The 21,507-nt window shown below is 67.7% G+C and carries 21 protein-coding genes; 11 read left to right on the top strand and 10 right to left on the bottom strand.

Annotation, left to right across the window (positions count from 1 at the left end; genetic code table 11):
• The first annotated feature begins 87 nt into the window (after positions 1-87).
• Both ACWBU6_RS19240 and ACWBU6_RS19235 read left to right on the top strand, forming a co-directional pair.
• Positions 88-1,452, top strand: coding sequence for an MBL fold metallo-hydrolase RNA specificity domain-containing protein (locus tag ACWBU6_RS19240; protein WP_452645005.1), 1,365 nt, complete (start codon positions 88-90; stop codon positions 1,450-1,452).
• 9 nt (positions 1,453-1,461) lie between these two features.
• Positions 1,462-2,484 carry a diguanylate cyclase domain-containing protein gene (locus ACWBU6_RS19235; protein WP_452645004.1) on the top strand — a complete coding sequence of 341 codons (1,023 nt, stop codon included), beginning with the start codon at positions 1,462-1,464 and terminating at the stop codon, positions 2,482-2,484.
• Positions 2,485-2,487: 3 nt separating this feature from the next.
• On the opposite strand, the gene ACWBU6_RS19230 is transcribed toward ACWBU6_RS19235, so the two are convergent.
• The 7 genes from ACWBU6_RS19230 to mrtJ are packed head-to-tail and all read right to left on the bottom strand — an operon-like array spanning position 2,488 to position 10,396.
• A complete protein-coding gene (locus ACWBU6_RS19230) occupies positions 2,488-3,234 on the bottom strand; it encodes a carbonic anhydrase (RefSeq protein ID WP_452645003.1) in 747 nt (248 codons plus the stop codon).
• On the bottom strand, positions 3,231-5,189 hold the full coding sequence (gene dsbD / locus ACWBU6_RS19225; RefSeq protein ID WP_452645002.1) for a protein-disulfide reductase DsbD: 1,959 nt from the start codon (positions 5,187-5,189) through the stop codon (positions 3,231-3,233). The genes ACWBU6_RS19230 and dsbD overlap by 4 nt, the downstream gene beginning before the upstream one ends.
• A gap of 3 nt (positions 5,190-5,192) precedes the next feature.
• The gene (locus ACWBU6_RS19220; RefSeq protein WP_452645001.1) at positions 5,193-6,083 is read right to left on the bottom strand and encodes an FAD:protein FMN transferase; all 891 of its coding nucleotides are present in this window, start codon (positions 6,081-6,083) and stop codon (positions 5,193-5,195) included.
• A complete protein-coding gene (locus ACWBU6_RS19215) occupies positions 6,077-7,222 on the bottom strand; it encodes a DUF3570 domain-containing protein (RefSeq protein WP_452645000.1) in 1,146 nt (381 codons plus the stop codon). The genes ACWBU6_RS19220 and ACWBU6_RS19215 overlap by 7 nt, the downstream gene beginning before the upstream one ends.
• A gap of 11 nt (positions 7,223-7,233) precedes the next feature.
• A complete protein-coding gene (locus ACWBU6_RS19210) occupies positions 7,234-7,452 on the bottom strand; it encodes a DUF4266 domain-containing protein (protein ID WP_452644999.1) in 219 nt (72 codons plus the stop codon).
• Positions 7,449-10,034: a choice-of-anchor D domain-containing protein gene (locus ACWBU6_RS19205; protein ID WP_452644998.1), complete on the bottom strand. Its 2,586-nt coding sequence runs from the start codon at positions 10,032-10,034 to the stop codon at positions 7,449-7,451. Before ACWBU6_RS19205 ends, ACWBU6_RS19210 begins: the two co-directional genes overlap by 4 nt.
• 26 nt (positions 10,035-10,060) lie before the next feature.
• Positions 10,061-10,396, bottom strand: coding sequence for a JDVT-CTERM system glutamic-type intramembrane protease MrtJ (mrtJ, locus tag ACWBU6_RS19200; RefSeq protein WP_452644997.1), 336 nt, complete (start codon positions 10,394-10,396; stop codon positions 10,061-10,063).
• 171 nt (positions 10,397-10,567) lie between these two features.
• Here mrtJ and ACWBU6_RS19195 point away from each other — a divergent pair, with 171 nt between their 5' ends.
• From ACWBU6_RS19195 to ACWBU6_RS19170, 6 genes are all read left to right on the top strand, one after another.
• Positions 10,568-11,119: an RNA polymerase sigma factor gene (locus tag ACWBU6_RS19195; RefSeq protein ID WP_452644996.1), complete on the top strand. Its 552-nt coding sequence runs from the start codon at positions 10,568-10,570 to the stop codon at positions 11,117-11,119.
• Positions 11,116-11,796: a zf-HC2 domain-containing protein gene (locus ACWBU6_RS19190; RefSeq protein WP_452644995.1), complete on the top strand. Its 681-nt coding sequence runs from the start codon at positions 11,116-11,118 to the stop codon at positions 11,794-11,796. Before ACWBU6_RS19195 ends, ACWBU6_RS19190 begins: the two co-directional genes overlap by 4 nt.
• Entirely contained in the window at positions 11,793-13,079 is a 1,287-nt protein-coding gene (locus tag ACWBU6_RS19185; RefSeq protein ID WP_452644994.1) for a S8 family peptidase, read from the top strand. Before ACWBU6_RS19190 ends, ACWBU6_RS19185 begins: the two co-directional genes overlap by 4 nt.
• Positions 13,037-13,762, top strand: coding sequence for a TorF family putative porin (locus ACWBU6_RS19180; RefSeq protein WP_452644993.1), 726 nt, complete (start codon positions 13,037-13,039; stop codon positions 13,760-13,762). Before ACWBU6_RS19185 ends, ACWBU6_RS19180 begins: the two co-directional genes overlap by 43 nt.
• Positions 13,763-13,825: 63 nt before the next feature.
• Positions 13,826-15,325, top strand: coding sequence for a thymidine phosphorylase family protein (locus ACWBU6_RS19175; protein WP_452644992.1), 1,500 nt, complete (start codon positions 13,826-13,828; stop codon positions 15,323-15,325).
• Positions 15,322-15,906: an NAD(P)H-dependent oxidoreductase gene (locus ACWBU6_RS19170; protein ID WP_452644991.1), complete on the top strand. Its 585-nt coding sequence runs from the start codon at positions 15,322-15,324 to the stop codon at positions 15,904-15,906. Before ACWBU6_RS19175 ends, ACWBU6_RS19170 begins: the two co-directional genes overlap by 4 nt.
• A gap of 2 nt (positions 15,907-15,908) precedes the next feature.
• Here ACWBU6_RS19170 and ACWBU6_RS19165 read toward each other — a convergent pair whose 3' ends face one another.
• Positions 15,909-16,652 (bottom strand): substrate-binding periplasmic protein, encoded by a 744-nt coding sequence (locus ACWBU6_RS19165; protein WP_452644990.1) that lies wholly within the window; start codon positions 16,650-16,652, stop codon positions 15,909-15,911.
• Positions 16,653-16,695: 43 nt separating this feature from the next.
• Here ACWBU6_RS19165 and ACWBU6_RS19160 point away from each other — a divergent pair, with 43 nt between their 5' ends.
• Positions 16,696-18,186 (top strand): AMP nucleosidase, encoded by a 1,491-nt coding sequence (locus ACWBU6_RS19160; protein ID WP_452644989.1) that lies wholly within the window; start codon positions 16,696-16,698, stop codon positions 18,184-18,186.
• Positions 18,187-18,190: 4 nt separating this feature from the next.
• Here the strand turns inward: ACWBU6_RS19160 and ACWBU6_RS19155 are convergent, their stop codons facing one another.
• The gene (locus tag ACWBU6_RS19155) at positions 18,191-18,940 is read right to left on the bottom strand and encodes an SDR family oxidoreductase (protein ID WP_452644988.1); all 750 of its coding nucleotides are present in this window, start codon (positions 18,938-18,940) and stop codon (positions 18,191-18,193) included.
• Between the two features lie 95 nt (positions 18,941-19,035).
• Here ACWBU6_RS19155 and ACWBU6_RS19150 point away from each other — a divergent pair, with 95 nt between their 5' ends.
• A complete protein-coding gene (locus ACWBU6_RS19150; protein WP_452649584.1) occupies positions 19,036-20,031 on the top strand; it encodes a GlxA family transcriptional regulator in 996 nt (331 codons plus the stop codon).
• On the opposite strand, the gene ACWBU6_RS19145 is transcribed toward ACWBU6_RS19150, so the two are convergent.
• A complete protein-coding gene (locus tag ACWBU6_RS19145; protein WP_452644987.1) occupies positions 19,986-20,543 on the bottom strand; it encodes a CPBP family intramembrane glutamic endopeptidase in 558 nt (185 codons plus the stop codon). The two genes, ACWBU6_RS19150 and ACWBU6_RS19145, sit on opposite strands and share 46 nt — an antisense overlap.
• A gap of 153 nt (positions 20,544-20,696) precedes the next feature.
• Here ACWBU6_RS19145 and ACWBU6_RS19140 point away from each other — a divergent pair, with 153 nt between their 5' ends.
• Positions 20,697-21,473 carry a hypothetical protein gene (locus ACWBU6_RS19140; protein WP_452644986.1) on the top strand — a complete coding sequence of 259 codons (777 nt, stop codon included), beginning with the start codon at positions 20,697-20,699 and terminating at the stop codon, positions 21,471-21,473.
• Positions 21,474-21,507 lie beyond the last annotated feature (34 nt).

Here is a 21,507-nt window from a genome sequence, read left to right as displayed (position 1 = left end):
ATGTCATTTTCGCACTGCCGCATTTTGCGGGGGCGCTCCTTGACCTAGATCAAATATTTTGTGCCGGGCCTTGGCTATGCTGCAAACATGCTCACACTTAAATTCCTGGGTGCCACCGGCACCGTCACCGGCTCCAAATACCTGTTGCGCCATGGCGACGAACAGGTCCTGGTCGATTGCGGCCTGTTCCAGGGCTATAAGCAGCTTCGCCTGCGCAACTGGGAGGCCTTTCCTGTGCCGCCCGATACCATCCGCAGCGTGGTGCTGACCCACGCACACCTCGATCACAGCGGTTTTTTGCCGGTGCTGGCCAGTGCCGGATTCCGCGGCCGGGTGTACTGCACGGAAGCCACGCGCGACTTGTGCCACATCCTGCTGCCCGACAGCGGCCGGCTGCTGGAAGAGGAGGCGCTGTATGCGAACCGCCACAATTTCTCCAAACACAAGCCGGCTTTGCCGCTGTACTCGGAAGCCGATGCGCTGCGCGCGCTGGAGCACCTGGAGGTGGTGCCGGTCGGCCATGAGTTCTCGCCGGCGCCAGGCATGATGGCGCGCTTCCAGCTGGCGGGGCATATCCTGGGCGCGGCTTCGGTATCGGTGCGCTGCGCCGGCCGTACCGTGATGTTTTCGGGTGACGTGGGACGGCCGAACGACCCGATCATGCGGCCGCCGACCGTGCTTGGGAAATGCGATTACCTGGTGGTGGAATCGACTTACGGCGACCGCCGCCACGACGTGTCCGATCCGGGCGGCAAGCTGGCTGAGGTCATCAGCAAGACGGCAGCCCGTGGCGGCGTGACCGTGATTCCCTCGTTTGCAGTGGGACGGGCTCAGGAACTGCTGTATGAAATATGCAAGCTCAAGGAGGCCGGGGCGATTCCGGCGGCACTGCCGGTTTACCTGAACAGCCCGATGGCGGTGGATGCGACGCGGCTCTACATCAGGCACCAGGGCCAGCACCGGCTGGACGAACGCAGTTGCCGTGCCCTGGGCCATGTGGCGCACATCGTCAACAGCGTGGAAGAATCGATGGCGCTGAATCGGCGCCAGGCGCCCATGGTGATCATTGCCGCCAGCGGTATGGCGACCGGCGGCCGCGTGCTGCACCACCTGAAGGCCTTTGCCGGCGATGCGCGCAATACCATCCTGTTCGCAGGCTTCCAGGCGGCGGGCACGCGCGGCGCCCGCCTGCTGGCCGGCGAAACTTCGGTCAAGATCCACGGCGAGTATTACCCCGTGCGGGCTCGCGTTGAACTGATCGGCAACCTGTCGGCCCATGCCGACGCCGACGAAATCCTGGGCTGGCTGTCGCACTCCTCGGCCACCCCGCGCCAGGTGTTCGTCACGCATGGCGAACCGGCGGCAGCCGATGCACTAAGGCTGCGCATTTCCGAGCAGCTTCAGTGGCCCTGCCGCGTGCCGGACTATCTGGAAGAGGTGGTGCTGGAGTAGGGGGATGGCATGGCGGCCACGCTGGAAATCTCGCTCGCCGCAGTGTGCGGCGCCCTGCTGGCCGCAGCGTTGACGGCATGGCTGATGTTTCGCCATGTGACGGGAATTTCCCGCCTGCTGCGCCAGCGCATGCGCAGCGCCGCCGCGCGCGAGCACCTGGTGGCCAAGGTGTTCGATGCGACTTCCGAAGGCATCCTGGTGGTCAACCGCGACATGCGCATCGTCGAGGCCAACCGCGCCTTCGCCGCCATGAGCGGCTATGCGCGCCATGAACTGGTGGGGCAGCATCCGCGCATCATGCAGTCCGGCAGGCAGGACGCGGAATTCTACAAGGCGATGTGGCAAGGCTTGCTGGGCACCGGCCAGTGGCAGGGCAAGGTGTGGGACAAGCGCGCCGACGGTTCGCTGTTCGCGGCCCACCTGACGCTGAGCGCGGTGCGCGATGAGTACGGCAAGGTGCAGCATTACTTCGGCCTGTTCACCGACATCACGGACGAATGCGCACGCCAGGAGGAGATCGAAAAGATGGCCTTCCTGGACCCGCTGACGCGCCTGCCGAACCGGCGCCTGATGGAAGACCGGCTGCAGCAGGCGCTGGCCTTTGCCGCGCGCGCCGATAAGCTGGTGGCGGTGTGCGTGATGGACCTGGACGGTTTCAAGAATGTCAACGACACTTACGGCCATGAGGCAGGCGATGCGGTGCTGGTGGAGGTGGCGGGACGCCTGCAGCAAGTGGTGCGCGCCAACGACACCGTGGCGCGGCTCGGTGGCGACGAATTCGTCCTGCTGCTGGCGGGGCTGAACGATGTTGGCGAGGCGGAGGAAATCCTGGACCGGGCGCTGGCCGCCGTGCGTGCCCCGGTGCGGCTGGCCGGAGAGCAGCCGGCATTCGTGTCGGCCAGCATCGGGCTGGCCGTGTTTCCCTATGATGCGCAACCGGCGGAAGAACTGCTGCGGCGCAGCGATGCGGCCATGTATGCCGCCAAGCGGCAGGGACGCGATCGCTGCAAGCGGGCCCAGGCCCGCTGCTGAGGGTTACAGGCTTTCCTGGACGGTGCGGCCGTTCAGCGGCTGGATCGGGCGGGCGTTGTGCTTGTAGACCGTGGCGAAGCGCTTCAGCTGCGCATCCGACATTTCAACCGGCGTTTTCAGCACGAACCAGTTGACCTCTTCACTGCATGGCGGGGTGGTCAATGAGCCGGCAAAGTTGTAATAGCCTTGCGTGGCCGGCAGCAGCTTGCCGATATCGATGTTCACGCCGGCTACTTCCTGGGCTTCGCCCTTTTCCGTCGGCAGGGCGTCCCACAGGGTCTGCACCAGCGGGTTGCCGGCGCCTTTCTTGAACAGCACCGCTACCACGGCCAGCTTGCCTTCCGCGTTCTTGTGCACCAGGTGCGCCACCATCGGATAGCTGCGGCCATTGATCTTTTCTTCGCTTGGTTTGTGGAAATGGAATTGCAGCAGGTCGTAGCGCTTGCCGTCGATGGTGACACTGCTGCCCGCGGCGTAGTTCACCTGGATGGTGTGGCCGTTGTCGAGGATCTTGAGCGGCGACGGGCTGTAAGCGAATTCCAGCGGCGGCAGCTTGGCCTTGCTGGTCTTGCGGATGTCGATCGGCGACTGGTTGTGCCCCAGCTTGCAGGTGCTGAAGTCCTGTTCCAGCTTGCTCCAGTTCTGCGGGCCGGTGGCGCCTTCATAGCTCCAGTGTGCCGGTTTGTCTCCGGCGAAGGCCGCGGCAGGCAGCAGGGCGGCGCAGAGCAGGAAGGAGAGGGTGCGTTTCACTGAATGGTCCTTTCAGGGTTATTGGCCGCAAGTTCCAGGCGGCGCAGGAATTTTTCGGGTGGCTGGTAGCCGATGGTGCGCGCCTGCGGCACTTCGTTTCCGTTGGCGTCGAACATCACGATGCCGGGCGGGCCGAAAAGCCTGAAGCGCTTCATCAGGGCGCGGTCTTCTTCGCTGTTGGCTGTGACATCGGCCTGCAGCAGGTGCATGTCCTGCATGACGGCTTGCACGCGGGCGTCGGTGAAAGTGAGGCGTTCCATTTCCTTGCAAGAGATGCACCAATCGGCGTAAAAGTCCAGCATGACCGGTTTCTTCGCACCAGCCAGGGCCTGGTCAAGCTCGGTGACAGTGCGCACGCGGGTGAAGCGGGGTTCGGCATTATGTGCATGGCCCGCAGCCGCGCCGGCAATGGTAGCACCGTTCCCGCCGCCGCGCAGGTGGGCCAGCGGCTGCAGCACATCGTGTCCCGAACTGGCCGCGCCGACCAGTTCGAACAGACCGCCCAACAGCATCAGCACGCCGAGCGCTTTCGTTGCGCAGGCTCCCGCGCCGGCGCCCTGCGGCAGCGCTTCGGCCACGCGCAGGAAGACGGCGCACAGGATGGCGAAGGCACCCCACAGTGCCATGCTGGCGGGCGCCGGCAACAGCGGGTTGACCATCCAGATGGCGACGGCGAGCAGCAGCAGGCCGAAGACTTTCTTCACGTGGTTCATCCAGGCGCCGGCGCGCGGCAGCAGGCTGCCGGCCGACAGGCCGGTCAGCAGCAACGGCACGCTCATGCCGCAGGTCATTGCGAACAGGGCGCCGGCGCCGGTCAGGGCGTTGCCGGTCTGGCTGATGTACAGCAGCGCTCCCGCCAGCGGGCCGGCCACGCATGGGCCGACGATCAGCGCCGAGACGGCGCCCATCGTGAACACCGCCGCCAGGCGGCCGCCGGACAGCCTGCCGCTGGCGGAGCTCAGGCGCGTCTGCAGGGCGCTGGGCAACTGCAACTGGTAGACGTCGAACATCGACAGCGCCAGTGCCACCAGCAGTGCGCCGAAGGTCAGCAGGACCCAGGGCTTCTGCAGCGCGCCCGCCAGGCCTTCTCCCGCCAGCCCCGCTGCCACGCCCAGCGACGTGTAGACCAGGGCCATGCCCAGGCTGTACGCGGCCGCCAGCAGCAGGCCGCGCTGGCGCGTCACATGCGTCTCGCCAACGATGATGGAGGACAGGATGGGCACCATCGGCAGCACGCACGGCGTGAACGAGAGCAGCAGCCCGAAGGCCAGGAAGGCCGCCCCAATCCGCCACGCGCTGCCGCTTTGCAGCGTGCGCTGCGCCAGCGAAGTGTCATCCTCCGCTGTCATTTCCGCGCCGCGCCGCCCGGCATCGCGCCCGCCCGCCCGGTCCCCGGCCGCAGCGCCGCCTGCCGCCGGTCCCTGCGCACCTGCGGCACTGGCTGCCGCGGTCGCGCCGCCGTCCGCTGGCACGGCGCCGGTTCCGGCCCCGTTCGCCGTCTGGCCCGGCACGGCATCGGGCAGGGCTGCCAGTACGCCCGGCCGCGCCGGATCGATGCGGTAGCGGCGCTCAAGCGGGGGATAGCACAAGCCGGCATCGGCACAGCCCTGGTAGCCGACGGTCAAGGTCGCGCCGGCACGGCCCTGCCAGGGAAGCTGCAAAGCCAGCTCTCCCGCATAAGTCTCCATCTCCTTGCCGAAATTCTCGTCATACTTGCGCTTCCCTGGCGGCAGCAAAACCGGCAGCAGCACACCATCGCGGCGCAGGAGAATGCGGTCGCGGTAAAGATGATAATCCGGCGCGATCGACCAATGCAGGGCAAGCTGGCCATCCGCCCGCAATTCCGCGCGCAAGCCGAATGCCTGCTCGGGCGCCAGGAAATCGTCCGCCAGGGCAGGGCTGCCCGACAGGAAAGCCAGCAGCATCGCTGCCAGCCATTGAATCAGGAATTTCATCATCTACCTCCGAAAAATTTGACCGTCTTGGTCGATGGCCAGGAAGGGCAGGCCGGACTGCTCCAGGAAATCCAGCCCGTCGCGCTCCAGCAGCATGGCTGTGGTGCTGCAGCTGCCGGCTGCGATGGCCAGCGGCGATACCACGCTCACCGAGCGCCAGTACGACACCGGCATGCCGCTGCCTGGATCGAGGATGTGGCAGTAGCGCCGTCCATCGGCCTCAAAGTACCGCTCATAGTCCCCGCTGGTGGCCAGCGCTCCCCGCCTGAACGGCACGCTGGCAACGGTGGCTTGCGTATCGCGCGGGTGCTGGATGCCGATGCTCCACTCCCCGCCATCGGGCCGCGGCCCCAGGAAACGCATGTCGCCGCCCAGGTTCACATAGCCGTGCCGCACGCCTTGCGCTGTCAGGATTTCCGCCGCGCGGTCAACCGCATACTCCTTGCCGAAGCCGCCGAAATCGAGTTCCATGCCGGCTCGGGCAAGCATTACGCTGCCGTTCTCGCGCCGCAGCTGATGCCAGCCGACCAGCGGCAACAGGCGCTCCAGCGTCTGCGGCGAGGGCACGGTGCCAAGACGGAAGTCCCACACCTTGCGCAGCACGCCGGAAGTGATGTCGAAGCGCCCGCCGCTGCTGCGGTACACGGCATCGGCATAGTCGAGCAGCGCCAGGGTCTCCTCATCGCAGGCGAGCGGCGCCACGCCGGCCGCCGCGTTGATGCGGCTCACGATGCTGTCGGCGCGATAGCGTGAATACTTGGCTTCGATCCGGCGTACTTCCTCCAGCGCGGGCTCGGCCAGCGCGCGCGCTTCAGCTCCCGAAGCGGCGGCCAGCCGGATCTCGCAGCGGCTGGCCATCGCCTGGAAGTCGATCGTGAAAATGGGGCTTACCACTGCCGTGTCACTCCTATTTGCAGGCTGACGGCGCGCATCGGCGCCAGTCCCGGGCTGCCGCTGCCGAACAGGCGCCAGGCAGCGCGCTGTTCGTAGCGTTCGAGCTTGAAGTCGACAGCCCAGTCCCGATTGAGCTGTTTCGCCAGTTTCACGCCCAGCGTGACGGCGCCGAAGCCGGACAGGCGCTGGTCGGCGGAACTGGCTTGCGGGCTGCCGAACACATAGCCCGGCGGGAACGGGGCGCCAAGCTGGCTGTCGTACACCGGATCGAAATAGAAGTCGGCCGCGCGCTGCGAATACAGCCGCACGGCCGGCGTGACGGTCCAGCCATTGCCTAGGCCCTGGACCCACTCGGCGCCGAGCGTATGGGCCCGGATGCCAAAACTGTCGCGGTAATAGCGGTAACCGAGCCTGCTGGTTGCCGCCAGCGCGGTGAAACGGTGGTTCCACTGCAGCAGGGCGGTATCCTGGCGCCGCGTGCCGGGCCGGTTGTCGGCCAGCTTGTAAGGATCGGAGTAGTAGCCATGCCCCTGCGTGTGCGTCAGCGTGAACTGGCCAACATCGACCGGCGTCAGGACCCGCGTCACGCCGGCCAGCACGCTGACGGTCTGCCGCCCCGCATCCTGCACGACACGGTTGACGGGATTGATGCTGTCATCCGATCCGCCCAGGCCGAAGTTCCAGGTGGTGTTCCTGTCGTCGCTGGCAAGGGATGTCTGCAGCGACAGGGCGCGCGACACATAGTCGTGTTCCGTCGAATAAGCCGCCGATACGCTGACCGTGCCGCGCGGCAGGTAGCGCGTGACGGTGACGTCGCCCGCCTTGCGCAAATCGTTCATGCGCGAGGCGCCGGAGATGGCAGTGTGATAGCGCGGCGAAGCGCCCGACACATCGTCCACCGTGGCGCTGGCGGCCACCGTCCATTGGCCGGCGATCGGCGCCAGCACCGACACCGCCGGTGCATGCACGCGCACCCGGTCCAGGCCCGGCTGGTCCTCCTTGTAGTACAGGTATTTCACGCCGATGCTGCCCCGCTCCGGCGGCGTTTCGGCATGCACCGCGCCGATTCCCGGCAGCAGCATGGCCGCCGCCAGCAAGGCCTGGCCGACCGGCACGCCGTTCTGTGGTTTGTTTTCCATGGTGATCCTTGTCAGTTGCAGCCGCATCCGCCGCCACCCACGGCGCTGCCGCCGGAAGCCGCTTCCTTGCTGGTGTAAATGTGTTCGTTGAAGCGCGTCTCGAGGCTGTCGCCCTGCACCAGCATGTCGGTACGCGCCAGTTCCCCTTTCTCCCAGGGTTGTACCGGTTTCAGTGCGCAGGCGGAGAGGCCGGCCAGCAGTGCGCAGACAAGCAGCAGGCGCGCGCTCATTGCCGCACTCCCAGCGCGCTCTTGATGCGCGCTTCGAGCACGCTGCGGTCGGCCGGGCGGAAACCGCTGTGCTCATACAGCACCTTGCCGTCTGGCCCGATCAGCACACTGCTCGGCATGCCTTTCACGCCATAGTTGCGCGGCGCCGTGCCATTCGGGTCGAAAGCGATGACGAAGCTGGCAGGCGTCGCGTTCAGGAAGCTGCGCGCATCGTCGGTCCTGGCATCGACATTGATGCCGACCACCTGCAGGCCCTGGCCGCCGTAGCGGGCCTGCATCTCGTTCATCCATGGGAAGGACTGGCGACAAGGCCCGCACCATGAAGCCCAGAAATCGATGTACACCAGCTTGCCCTGGTAGTGCTCCAGCTTGACGGCGCCGCCCGGGCCGTTCAGCGAGAAGGAGGGGGCGGCCTGGCCCGGCTCCAGCGCAGCGGCCTGGCCGGCCAGCGCCAGTGCCGCGGCTGCCGCCAGGAGGCGCGCCTGGCGGCGGCGCCACAGCAGAACGCCGGCCGCCAGGGCCGCGAGCAGGGCCAGCATCGGGTCATTGCCGCCGCTGATGGAGGAGCAGCCGCCGCCGCCCCGGTTCTGCGTGGCGCCTGCGGGGCTGGCACCGTCCGCGCCCTGGCCGCTGAGGGCGAGCTGCCAGCTGCCGCCTGCCGCCTGCAGGGTGGCGCTGCCGGTGGCGCTGCCGGTGGCTGCCGGAACAAAGCGCACCGGCAGTTCGCAGGCAGCACCGGCTTGCAGCGTCAGCGGGAAGGCGCCGCAGGCATTGGCCTCGCCTGCCGCCACCGAGAACGGGCCGCTGAAGGCGACGCTGTCCAGTACCAGCGCCGCGGAGCCGGTGTTCGACAGCACGAAGCGCTTGACGATACCCGCGCCGCCGGCGGCGGTGCTGCCGTAGTCGAAGGCTTGCGGCGACACGCCAAGCGCAGGCGTCGGCGCCGGGACCGCGCTGGCATTGCCGTTCAGCCGCACGCTGAACTGGGCGCCGCTGTCGGTGACAAGCAGCATGTCGGCGCTGCGGGCGCCGGCGGCAGTTGGCTTGAAGCTGGCGTCAATCGTGCAGCTCGCGCCCGGACTCAGCGTGACGTCGGCAGCGCAGTTGCCGGCCAGCGCGAAGTCGCCGGGATGGCTGCCGCCCAGGACCAGCGAGGCGATCTTCAGGGCGCCGGTGCCGCTGTTGGACAGTGTATTGCGCTGCGCAGACGATTGCTGTCCCACCCGGGTATCGGCAAAGGCCAGCGGTCCGCTGCTGCTCAATGCCGGGCGCGCGACCGGCGAAGTGGTGCCGGAGCCGGTGACCGCCACCGAGAGGTCGGCGGCATTGGAGCGCACGAGCAAGGTTCCTGCCACGTCGCCCGTTGTGGCGGGAGCGAACGCCAGGGGCACCGTGCAGCTGGCGCCAACGGCCAGGCTGCTGCCGCAATCGCCGCCGCCGGCAATGGAGATGCCTGCCGCGCCGCTGAAGGCAATGCTGCTGAAGGACAGCGCCACATTGCCGCTGTTGGTGAGCGTGACTTGCTGTGCAAGCGGTGCCGCACCAATGGTCCACAGGCCGAAAGCGACTGCGCCGGGGCTGGCACCGACGGCCGGCGCGGGCGCTGCCGCAATGCCGGAAAGCCCGACCGCAACGTTCCCATTGCTGGCGTTGGAAGCGAGATTGAGGGTGGCGGCAATCGCCCCTGCGGTCGCAGGCATGACCTGCACCAGCACGGTGCAGCTGGCGCCGGCGGCCAGCGGCGCGCCGGCCGCGCAAGTGCCGCCCAGGGTAAAGTGGCCGGCCTGGGCACCGCTCACGCCGATCGAGGAAAAGCTCAGGGCGGCCTGGCCGCTGTTGGTTAGCGTCAGGGTGCGCTGGGCAGGGGCGTTGACCAGCAGCGCGCCGAAGTCAAGCGCGCTGGCCGACAGCGACAGCGTCGCCTGCGGCACGGCATTGCCGGTGCCGGACAGGGCCACGCCGCTCGCGCCGCCGGTGGCATTGTGACTGATGGTCAGCGCGCCGCTGCGGGTACCGCTTGCCGTCGGGCGGAACAACAGTTGCACGCTGCAGTTGGCGCCGGCCGCCAGGGCGGCACCGGCGGTGCAGCTGCCGCCTGTGATGCGGAAATCGCCGCCATGGCTGCCGCCCACGGCGATGCCGCCGATGTTGAGGGGCGCCGAGCCGGTGTTGGAAAGTGTCGTGGCCAGCGCGCCGCTGTCCTGGCCCACGGTCGCGCCGCCAAACGACAGCGTGGCTGGCGCCACGGATGCCGCCGGCGCTGCCGTCACGTTCGGGTTGCCGATGAATGCCGCCAGGTCGGCCATCTCCGCCGCGCTGAACTTGCCGTTGTACAGGGTGCCCATGCCGCCCTTATTGGCAGCGAACGCGGCGCTGATCACGGACGGATTGTCGGCAGCGGCCAGGATGTTGCTGACGTTGTTAGCCGGCGATGGGCCGTGGCAGGCGGCGCAGGTGGTGCCGCCGGACGTGGGCCCGTTCAGGTAAAGGCTCTTGCCGTTCAGGGCATCGGCAGCGTGCGCGAAATGCGCCGCCTGCGCCAGGGCTAACGCCAGCAAAGGCCAAAGTCGGTGGTGATTCATGGGTGCTCCCGTTGTTGGTGAGTTGTTCAAGCACACATCGACAGGGCCCAGGCATTGCATGCGCTGTGCAGCAGGGCGCACAGCCGCCAGTCGCGCCAGCGCTGGTAAGCCAGGCCGAATGCCAGGCCTGGCCCGAACACCAGCGCCGCCGCCAGCGGCCCCGCGCCCAGGTGCAGCGCACTGAACGCCGCCGCACTGGCCAGCAGCGCCAGCGGGGCGCGGCAGCGCGGCAGCAGCCAGGCATGCAGCCCGGCGCGCACCACCCATTCCTCCAGCAGCGGCGCCAGCACCAGCAGGCGCAGCAGGGCGGCCAGGTCGGGCGAGAGCAGGGCGGGGCCGCAGACGGCTGTTTGAGCGAACACAGGTACTGAACATTCTGTCAATGTTGTTACGGTCAATACCGGCGCACGCAAAAATGGTTCAAAATCGGGAGGGAAAATATTTTTGAAATTTGCTTGAACCTTTCTCCTCCGGCTGGGTATTCACAGGCGTAAAAAGGAGAAAATTGCATGCGGTCTGGCAGGAGGACGGGAGTGACAGGGGATGTGGACGATGGCGAACTGATACGGCTGGTGGGCGGCGGCGATCGCCTGGCCTTCCAGGCGCTGTACCGCGCCTACTTCCCGCGCCTGGCCCGTTTCCTCGACCGCATGACGCGCAACCTGCCGCTGCTGGAAGAGATCGTCAACGACACCATGCTTGTGGTGTGGCAGAAAGCTGCCAGCTACGACGGCAGCAGCAAGGTCTCCACCTGGATTTTCGGCATCGCCTACCGCCAGGCGCTGAAAGCCCTGCGCGGCGTCGACGAGCCGCTGGAGCAAGCGCCGGAGGTCGCCGGCGAAGAGTGGCGCGAGCCCGAGCATGCCCTCGCTGCGCTGCAGCTGCAGCGCGGCGTCGGCCGGGCGCTGGACGCCCTGCCCCTGGAGCAGCGCGCGGTGGTGTGCCTGACGTATTACCACGGCATGGCCTACCAGGAGATCGCCGAAACCATGGACTGCCCGGTCAATACCGTGAAAACGCGCATGTTCCATGCCCGCCTGCGCCTGAAGCACATGTTGTCCGACCATTTGGAAGAAATAAGATGAACATGCAAGACCCATCGTACGTTGCGGAGCACCAGGACATGCAGGCACTGCTGCCCTGGTATGCCGCCGGCTCGCTGGCCGACAGCGAGGCGGCGCGCGTGCAGCGGCATTTGCGCGACTGCCCCGCATGCCGCGCCGACCTGGCCTGGCAGCGCCGCCTGATCGAAACGGCAGCGCCGTTGCCGGCCGGCCTGGATCCGGAACGCGCCCTGGCGCGCCTGATGCCGCTGCTGGACGATGCGCCGCTGCCCTCGGCCCCGCCTGCCACGCAAGCAGTTCCCGTTGCGCCGGCGCCGTCCCGCCTTGCCACTGCCTTACTGGACTGGCTGCGCGCTGGCGGCGACTGGCAGGGCTGGGCCATCGCGGCGCAGGCGCTGGTGATTGTCGTGCTGGCCGTGAACCTGCTGCCGGCAGGCGCGCCGCCCGCCTACCGGGCGCTTGGCAGCGCACCGGCTGCCACACCTGATGTGCTGCTCGTGTTCAGGCCCGGCGCCAGCGTGCAGGACGTGCAGCGCCTGCTGACGACCCCTGGCGCGCAACTGCTTGGCGCGCCGAGCGCCACCGGCGCATGGCTGCTGGATGTCGACCCGGCGCAGCGTGCCGCGGTGCTGGCGGCCCTGCGCGCCGACCCTGCGGTTGAACTGGCGGAAGCGCTGGCAGCGGAGGGCGGGCAGTGATCCGTTGGATGGCATTGATGCTGTGGATGCTGTGCGCACTGGGCGGGATGGCAGGCCTGCAGGCGGCGCAGCAAGAGCCCCCGGACGCTGCGCACGGCCCCGGCGGACAACCGACCGGCGCTGCCCGCGAAATCCTCATCATGCTGCACCTGCCGGCGCCGCATTTCAGGGCCGACGGCTACAGCGGTGCCAGCTATCGCGACGACGCGGGCCGCCAGGCGCGCCAGCGCATCGCCGCCGCGCTGGCGCGCGAGCATGGCTTGCAGATGATGGAAGACTGGCCGATGCCTGCGCTGAGCGTCGATTGCTATCGCATGCGCCTGGCCCCCGGCCAGGACCCGGCCGGGGTGCTGGTCGCGCTGTCGCGCGATCGCCGGGTGGCCTGGGCGCAGGCCATCCAGGACTTCGGCACCCTGGGCGGCGCCAGTGCAGCAGGCGACCCTTTGTATCGCGTCCAGCCTGCCGCTGCGCCATGGCAACTGGAGCAGGTGCGCAAGTCCGCGACCGGGCGCAAGGTGCTGGTGGCCGTGATCGACAGCGGTGTCGAAGCCAGCCACCCCGACCTGGCAGGGCAGGTGGCGCTGCAGGAGAATTTCGTCGACGGCCAGTCCTATGTGGCGGAAGAACACGGCACGGCGGTCGCGGGCGTGATCGCGGCGCGCGCCGGCAACGGCATCGGCATCGCCGGCGTCGCGCCGCAAGCGCGCCTGATGGCCCTGCGCGCCTGTTGGCAGGCCGACAGCGGCACGCGCTGCAACAGCTTCACTCTGGCCAAAGCCCTCAACTACGCCCTGCTGCACAACGCCCAGGTGATCAACCTGAGCCTGTCCGGCCCACCCGACCGCCTGCTGCAGCAACTGCTCGGCGTGGCGCAGGCGCGCGGCATGCGCGTGGTGGGCGCGATCGACCCGGCCCGCAGCGATGGCGGCTTTCCGGCCAACAGTCCCGGCGTGTTTGCCGTCGCCGCCGACGATGCGCCGCGCCATGGCGCTCAATGCCTGCTCGCGCCGGGGCGCGACGTGCCCACCACCATGCCGGGCGCGCGCTGGGGCATGGTGTCCGGGTCTTCCTACGCTGCCGCGCACGTGAGCGGCATGCTGGCCCTGATCGGCGAACTCAAGCCGCAACTGAACGGCGAGCGCCTGCATGCGGGCATCGTGCGCAGCAGCGGTCCCGCACCGTTGACGGGGATAGATCTTTGCGCCACCATCATGCGCATTACCGGTAAATGTTCCTGCGCATGCCCCAACCCTTCCTCCGACAAGCTGGCACGGTCGCCCTGACAGGGCTGGCCGGCATCCTTGCAGCGAGTGCGCAGGCGCAGGTAAGCGGCAGCGCCGGAATCGTGTCGGATCATCTGTACCGCGGCATTTCGCTCAGCTCCGGCAAGCCGGCCGCGCGGCTCTCGCTCGATGTCGATGGCGCCAACGGCTGCTTTGCCGGCGGCCAGGTGGTCAGCGGACAACTGGCGCCGCAGTCGCATCGCACTGCGCAGTGGCTGGGCTACGCCGGCTATGCCGCACGCCTGCAATCGGGGCTGTCATGGGAGGCGGGCCTGTCTGCCTACGCCTTCCACGGCGCACCGGACTGGAATTTCCGCGAGGCGTTTGTCGGCATCTCCTTCGAAAACTACTCGGCCCGCCTGCATTATTCGCCGGACTACCTCGGCTTGCGTGAGCGCACGGTGTATGCTGAACTCAATGGCGGCGGGCCATGGGGAACCGGCTGGCGCTATTTCTGGCGCGGCGGCTACCTGGGCGCGCCCGGCAATTCGGGCAGCAATCGCGCTGAAGGACGCGTCGGCGTCGGGACCGCAGTCGAAGGCTGGCAACTGCAGCTGTCGCTGGATGCCGCCCGCCTGCGCCGCCAGGGCGCCCCTGCCAGCGGCGCCTATGGCAGCTACTCCAGCACACCGTCGAGCAAGCTGCAAAGCAAGCTGGTTCTCGGGCTGGCGCGCAGCTTCTGAAATTGATCCAGGTCATTCCGGGCGCCGCCGCGATCGCATAGGCTGGGCGAAAGGAGTGACATCATGGGATATGCATTAAGGGCCAGGCGGCTTGGCATCGACACCTACCAGCAGCCGGTCGCCTATATGCGGCGCGACTGCAAGGTTTGCCGCGCCGAGGGCTTCGAGGCCCAATCGCGCATCGAGCTGCAATGCGGCGCGCGCACCGTCGCCGCCACATTGAACGTGGTCGATGGCGGGCTGCTCGAGGAGCAGGATATCGGCCTGTCCGAGGCGGCCTGGGAAGCGCTGGGCGCTGCGCCGGGCGTGGCAATCAGTGTGCGCCACCCGGCAGCGCTGGCATCGTTCGCGGCGGTGCGCGGCAAGATCCACGGCCGGCCGCTGGACGATGCGGCAGCCCGCGCCATCATTGCCGACATTGCCGGCGGCCGCTATCCGGACATCCATCTCTCCAGCTTCATCACGGCCTGCTCCGGCAACCGCCTGGACCTGGCGGAAACCATCGCCCTGACGCGCGCCATGGCGGCGGCGGGCCAGCGCATGCACTGGCCGTCGCAGGTAGTGGTCGACAAGCACTGCGTGGGCGGCCTGCCGGGCAACCGTACTACGCTGCTGGTGGTGCCGATTGTCGCGGCCTGCGGCATGACCATGCCCAAGACGTCTTCGCGCGCCATCACATCGCCGGCCGGCACGGCCGATACCATGGAAACCCTGGCGCCCGTGGTAATCGGCATCGACGCCATGCGCCGCGTGGTGCAGCAGGAGGGCGGCTGCATCGTGTGGGGCGGCAGCGTGACCCTGAGCCCGGCCGACGATGTGCTGATCCGCGTCGAGCGCCCGCTGGAACTCGATAGCGATGGCTTGCTGGTCGCTTCGGTGCTGTCGAAGAAGCTGGCGGCCGGCGCCAGCCATGTGCTGATCGACATTCCGGTCGGCCGCACCGCCAAGGTGCGCTCCGATCAGGCCGCACGCCAGCTCGCCGCGCGCCTGGAAGGCGCCGGCGGTGCGCTGGGCCTGGCCGTCAGGTGCGTCCTCAGCGACGGCAGCGAGCCGGTTGGCGTCGGCATCGGTCCGGCACTGGAAGCGATGGATGTGCTGGCGGTGCTGCAGGGTGCGCCCGGCGCACCGCAGGACTTGCGCCAGCGCGCGCTGGCCCTGGCCGCCGGCGTGCTGGAGCTGGGCGGCCGTGCCGCGCCGGGCGAAGGCATGGCACTGGCTGCCGGGACGCTGGACTCGGGCGCCGCCTGGTCCAAATTCCAGGCCATCTGCGCAGCGCAGGGCGGCCTGCGCCAGCCGCCGCTTGCGGCCTGCACCCATGTGCTGGAGGCGCGCCATGCGGGCCGGGTCGTCGCCATCGACAACCGCAAGCTGGCCACGCTGGCCAAGCTGGCCGGGGCACCGCGCGCCGCAGCGGCCGGCGTGCGTTTCCTCGCGCCGCTCGGCAGCTGGCTTGAAGTGGGGCAGCCGGTCCTGTCGGTCCATGCCGACACGCCGGGCGAGCTGGCCTACGCGCTGGAATACGCCGAGGCCCAGAGCAACCTGGTCACGGTGGAAGACGCATGAGCAAGATCCTCGTGATCCAGGGCCATCCCGACCCGGCCGGCGGCCATTTGTGCCACGCGCTGGCGCAAGCTTATGTGGCAGCCGCGCATGCGGCCGGCCACCAGGCGGACACGCTCACCCCGGCCAGGCTGGACTTCCCCTTGCTGGCCAACGCGCATGAATGGGAAGAGGGCGAAGTGCCGCCGGCGCTGGCGCCGGTACAGCAGGCCATCGCGGCTGCCGGGCACCTGGTGATCTTCTATCCGCTCTGGCTGGGCGACATGCCTGCTTGCCTGAAAGCCTTCCTGGAGCAGGTGGCGCGGCCCGGCTTTGCCCTGGCGCGCGAGGCCAGGAACCCGCTGCACGCGGGCCTGCTGGCCGGCCGCAGTGCGCGCGTGGTGGTGACGATGGGCATGCCGGCCTTGTTCTATCGCTGGTACTTCCGCGCCCACAGCCTGAAATCGCTGGAGCGCAACATCCTGAACTTCGTTGGCATAGCGCCGGTACGCAAGACATTGGTGGGCGGCGCCGGCAAGATGGATAGCGCTGCGGTGGCCGCCTGGCGCCAGCGCATGCAGGTGCTGGGCGCCAGGGCGATCTGAAGCTAGCGGCGCGGCGTGTCGCTGCGCGCCTGGATGGCGCGGTTCAGGCGTTCCATGGTTTCCGCCGGCACGTCCCGGCTGCAGACGAAGTAGCGTTTCAGGCCGGGCGGCATGTCGGCAAAATCGATCAGCACCAGCGTTTGCAGTTCAGGGAACTTCAGGCGCAGGTAATTCCAGTCTTCGCGGTCCACGAAAAGGTAGTCGGCGCGGCCGAATGCAACCATGCGGAACATGGCCGAGGTCTCCACGGTGCGGCGCATGATGCGGTTCCGGCTGCCGGCGATCAGCGTGTCGAGTTCCGGGCCGTAGGAAACGCCGTCGATCACGGCCAGAGTCAGGGTTTTATCCGAAAGCAGGGATTTCAGGCTGGCGTGGGACCTGATGCGGGCCGCCACCGCCGGCACGGCCAGCACGGCATGGGGCAAGTCCGCGTGCACGGAAACCGAATATTGCGCTACGGCTTCGCGCTCGGGCAGGCGGTACCAGCTGATCGAGCAGTAGTTCGGCGTGCCATGGTTGAAATTGGCCCAGATGCGCTTTTGCGGTTCGTTGACGAATACCGCAGGCACGCCGGCCGCGGCGAAAACCTGTTTGGCGCGTTCCAGCATGAAGCCTTTCGCAGCCTTGTTCTCATCATAGTAATAGTAGGGGGGCTTTTCGCGCCAGGCCACGGTTAACGGCGCATTTGCCGGCGCGTCCGCCATGCTGCCTGCCGCGATCAATCCGATGAAATATCTCTGCCACATGCTGCCATTATAATAGGGTGGAACAGCAGAAAGGAGTCGCACGATGTTCAGCCGTCCCCACGTAGCACCCCGCATGTTTGACGATCCCTCCGCAGCACTGGCCCAGGTCCGGGCAATTTACGACGATAGTATCCGCTTCCTGCGCGAATCGCTGCAGCGCTTTGTCGAGGGCGAGACGCCCGGCGAGCGTGTCCGCGCCTGTTACCCGTACGTGCGGGTGCAGACCGAAACCGTGGCGCGCGCCGATTCCCGCCTGTCGTACGGCTTTGTCGCCGGCCCCGGCGCTTTTGAAACCACGCTGACCCGCCCCGACCTGTTCGAAGGCTATTACACCGAACAATTCCGCCTGCTGCTGAAAAACCACGGCCAGCAGCAGATGCAGATCGAAGTGGGCCTGAGCTCCCAGCCGATCCCGATCCACTTTTCCTTCGCCGAGCATGACCATATCGAAGGCAGCCTGAGCGCCGAGCGCCGCCTGCTGATGCGCGACGTGTTCGACCTGCCCAACCTGGCCGCCATGGATGACGGCATCGCCAACGGCACCTTCGAGGCGCCGCCGGGCGATGCGCAGCCGTTGTCGCTGTTTACCGCGCCGCGCGTCGACTATTCGCTGCAGCGCCTGCGCCATTACACCGGCACCTCGCCCGAGCACTTCCAGAATTTCGTGATGTTTACGAACTACCAGTTCTATATCGATGAATTCGTGCGCCTGGGCCATGAGCTGATGGCCAGCCCGGACAACGACGGCTATGTGGCCTTCGTCGAGCCGGGCAATATCGTCACGCGCCGCGTCGGCCACGCCATGCAGCCGGGCGACGACCTGGGCGCGGCGCCGCCGCGCCTGCCGCAAATGCCGGGCTACCACCTGGTGCGCGCCGACGGCAGCGGCATCAGCATGGTAAACATCGGCGTCGGCCCGGCCAACGCCAAGACGGCCACCGACCATATCGCGGTGCTGCGCCCGCATGCCTGGCTGATGCTGGGGCACTGCGCCGGCCTGCGCAACACGCAGCAACTGGGCGACTACGTGCTGGCCCACGGCTATGTGCGCGAAGACCACGTGCTGGACGAGGATCTGCCGCTGTGGGTGCCGATACCGGCACTGGCCGAAGTGCAGGTGGCGATCGAATCGGCGGTGGCGGAAGTCACGCAGCTGGGCGGGCATGACCTGAAGCGGGTGCTGCGCACCGGCACCGTGGCCAGTACCGACAACCGCAATTGGGAGCTGCTGCCGCAGCGCACGCCGGAGCGCCGTTTCAGCCAGAGCAGGGCGGTGGCGCTGGACATGGAAAGCGCCACCATTGCCGCCAACGGTTTCCGCTTCCGCGTCCCGTACGGCACGCTGCTGTGCGTCAGCGACAAGCCGCTGCATGGCGAAATCAAGCTGCCCGGCATGGCCAACCAGTTCTACCGCGACCGCGTCGACCAGCACCTGCGCATCGGCATCCGCGCGCTGGAACTGCTGCGCGGACTGGGGTCGGACAAGCTGCACAGCCGCAAACTGCGCAGCTTCGCCGAAGTGGCCTTCCAGTAAAGACTCAGTGCTGCTGCAGCCAGGTCTCGTAGCCGATGGCGCCCAGGCGCGGCCTGGCGTCGGCGGCCGGCACCAGGCTGCCTTGCTCCAGCACCGAGCCGAAGTAGCCCGCCTGCGGGTCGGTGACGATCGGCCGCGTCTCGCCGGCCGCCGCCAGCGCACGGCGCACGATCTGTTCCAGCGGATAGGCTTGCGGTCCCGCCAGTTCGGCGGTGCCGTTCAAGGGCGCGGCCTGCGCCACGTCGGCCAGGGCCTGCGCCACATCGTCGGCTGCCACCGGCTGGATCAGGGCCGGCGACAGGCGGATAGTGCCGTCCACCGCCGACGACTGGCCGATAGCGGCAAGAAATTCCATGAACTGCGTGGCGCGCAGGATGGTGTAAGGCACGCCGTTCTGCTTGACCAGTTCCTCCTGCGCCACCTTGGCTGCGAAATAGCCATTCTCCGGCAAGCGGTCGGTGCCCACGATCGACAGGGCCACATGGTGGCGCACGCCGGCCTCTTTCTCCGCCCTGCCCAGGTTGCGGCTGGACTTCTGGAAGAAGTCCAGCACGTCGGCCGGCGCAAATGACGGCGAATTGGCCACATCGACCACCACTTCCGCTCCGGCCAGGGCTGCGGCCAGGCCGTCGCCGGTAACGGCATTGACACCGGTACCGGGCGATGCCGCCAGCACTTCGTGGCCTTTCGCCTGCAGCAGTTTGACCAGTTTTGCGCCTATCAGGCCGGTGCCGCCAATGACTACGATCTTCATGGTTCTCCTCCAAAGGGTTGCTGTCACGTTGACAGTACATCTTAGGACGCACAGAATTGGCGGGAATGACGAATACCCCTTATTTCCTGCCAAATATGCATGACGAGCGGCTGGTGCTGTTCCTGGCCTATGACGAGGTGGGCCTGCTGGACCTGAGCGGCCCGCAAACTGTGTTCTGGGCTGCGGACAAGCGCATGCGCGAACGCGGGCTGCCCGGCTACGCGCGCCGGGTGGCCAGCCTGGCCGGCGGCATGGTGCGCAGCGCCGAAGGCATGGCGCTGGCGACCGAGCCGCTGTCGTCCTTCCTGCTGCAGGACATCGACACCATCGTCGTCCCTGGCTCGCCGGAGATGCCGCGCGTGCAGGCATTGCTGAGGGAACTGAGCGATTGGATCGCCGTGGCGGCAAGCCGCGCGCGGCGCACGGCATCGGTCTGCAGCGGCACCTTCCTGCTGGCGCAGGCCGGCCTGTTGAACGGCAGGCGCGCCGCCACCCATTGGGCAATGTGCGACCTGCTGCAGGAACGCTTTCCGGCGGTCGACATCGACCGTGATTCGCTGTTCGTCAGGCAGGAAGCGGTATGGACCTCGGCAGGCGTCACGGCAGGCATCGACCTGGCCCTGGCGCTGGTCGAAGGCGACTGCGGGCATGAGGTGGCCATGCAGGTGGCGCGCGAACTGGTGGTGTTTCTCAAGCGCCCGGGCGGCCAGGCGCAATTTAGTGAACTGCTGTTGGCGCAGGAAGCCGGCGGCGATGCCTTCGAGCGACTGCACCTGTGGATCATGGATAACCTGGCCCTGTCGATGCCGGTCGAGGTGCTGGCAAGCCAGGTGAATATGAGTCCGCGCAATTTTGCGCGGGTGTACAAGGAGAAAACCGGCCGCACGCCGGCCAAGGGTGTCGAAGCGCTGCGGCTGGAGGCCGCGCGGCGCATGCTGGAGGCGTCGCAGCGCAGTGTCGACCTGGTTGCGCGCCTTTGCGGGTTTGGCAACGAGGAGCGGCTGCGCACCGCCTTCCAGCGCACGCTGGCCGTGTCTCCCAGCGATTACCGCAAGCGGTTCGCGCCTGCCGAAATGCGGCGCACCAGGTAAAGGCCGATGATGTCGACGATGGCGTGGGCGACCATGACGGCCAGCAAGCCGATATGCTCGAACGCGAAGCCGAACAGCAGGCCCATGCCGAACACGCCGCCGGCCTGCCATAGCGCGGCGCGGTCGAAGCGGCGGAAATCGTAGGCGCCGATGTGCACCAGCAGGAACAGCAGGCTGGCGCCCCAGATCCCCACCAGCGGCTGCAGCGCGGCGCGGAAAAGCAATTCTTCCGAGATGCCGGCGGCGAGCGAGATCCAGACTGGATTCCAGCCACTGAGGTCGAGCCGCGCATAACTGGCGGCCGTGCGCTGCACCGCTTCGGCATGGGGCTTGCGCAGTGTGGTCAGGGCCGATACGCTGCCGGCAGCCAGCCCCAGTACGATGCCGGCCAGGCCTTGCTGCCACCACGGCCAGCCGGCCTGCAGCAGTCCCGCAAGCGGCTCGCGCCGGAACAGGAGGATGGCCATGGCGATACCCGCCAGCGCGGCGCAACTCAGAAGCTGGGTGCGCAAAAGGATCTTCAGATCATGCTTTCGAAGATGATTTGCCACTCGCCTCCTTCACGTGCCCAGTAGGAAATTTGCGATGCCTGCACTTCATTGTTTTGCCGACGGGAAATGGCGACTTATTTTATCAAAACTGAGGGGGCTGAATATACTTAGAAGATGGAACTAAGTATTACGCAGCAGGACGCAGGCCATACGGCGGAAGGATTGCCGCGGTATATCTTCGCCCTGTGTAACCGCCATGGCATGGAGGTGCGGATCCGCACCGTTGGCGCCGCGATTGCCGCCCTGCAGACACCTGACCGCAATGGTCGGCTGGCCAACGTGGTGCATGACGAGGCACCGGATTGCGGCATCCACCTGCAACCGGCGCCGGGGCGTGCCCTGCACCGCCTGCCGTGGCATGCGGTGCCGCTGGTGGAAGATGCCAGTGTCGGCCTGCGCCTGGTCAGTCCGGGGCCGCACGCGGTGGTGGCGACCTATGTCCTGGATGATGCAAATAGCCTGTCGCTGCACTGCCAGGCGCCTGCCGCGGCGCCGGCGACGATCTGCCTGCGGGTGGCCTTCAATCTGGCCGGCGCGGGCGAGGCGCCGGGCCAATTGCTGATGGCCGGCGCCGGGCGCGTGGTGCCGGCCGGTGAACACGAGCGGGACGTGGCGGGGACACCCTGGGATTTCCGCGCGGCGCGGCCTGCGCTTGCATTGCCGGGATCAGCGCGTTACGTGCTGGATAAAGGACAGAGCGGCGCTCCTGCGTTGCGCCTGTTCGACCCGGCCAGCGGCCGGATGCTCGAACTTGCCACCGACGGCAGCTCGCTGCGGCTGGGGCCGGGCGATCCGCCCGGCTACCTGTGGTTCGAGCCGATCCTGCCAGCGGCCGGGGGCGACATCAGCCTGCGCTTTCGCGCCCCGGCCGCGGCCCACGGCCGGGCTTAAAGTAAATACAATGTTACTATCTGGACTCCGCCAT

The sequence above is a fragment of the Pseudoduganella sp. HUAS MS19 genome (assembly GCF_053615455.1).
The sequence above is the reverse complement of the archived record's forward strand: the minus strand, read 5'-3'. Positions and strand labels throughout refer to the sequence as shown.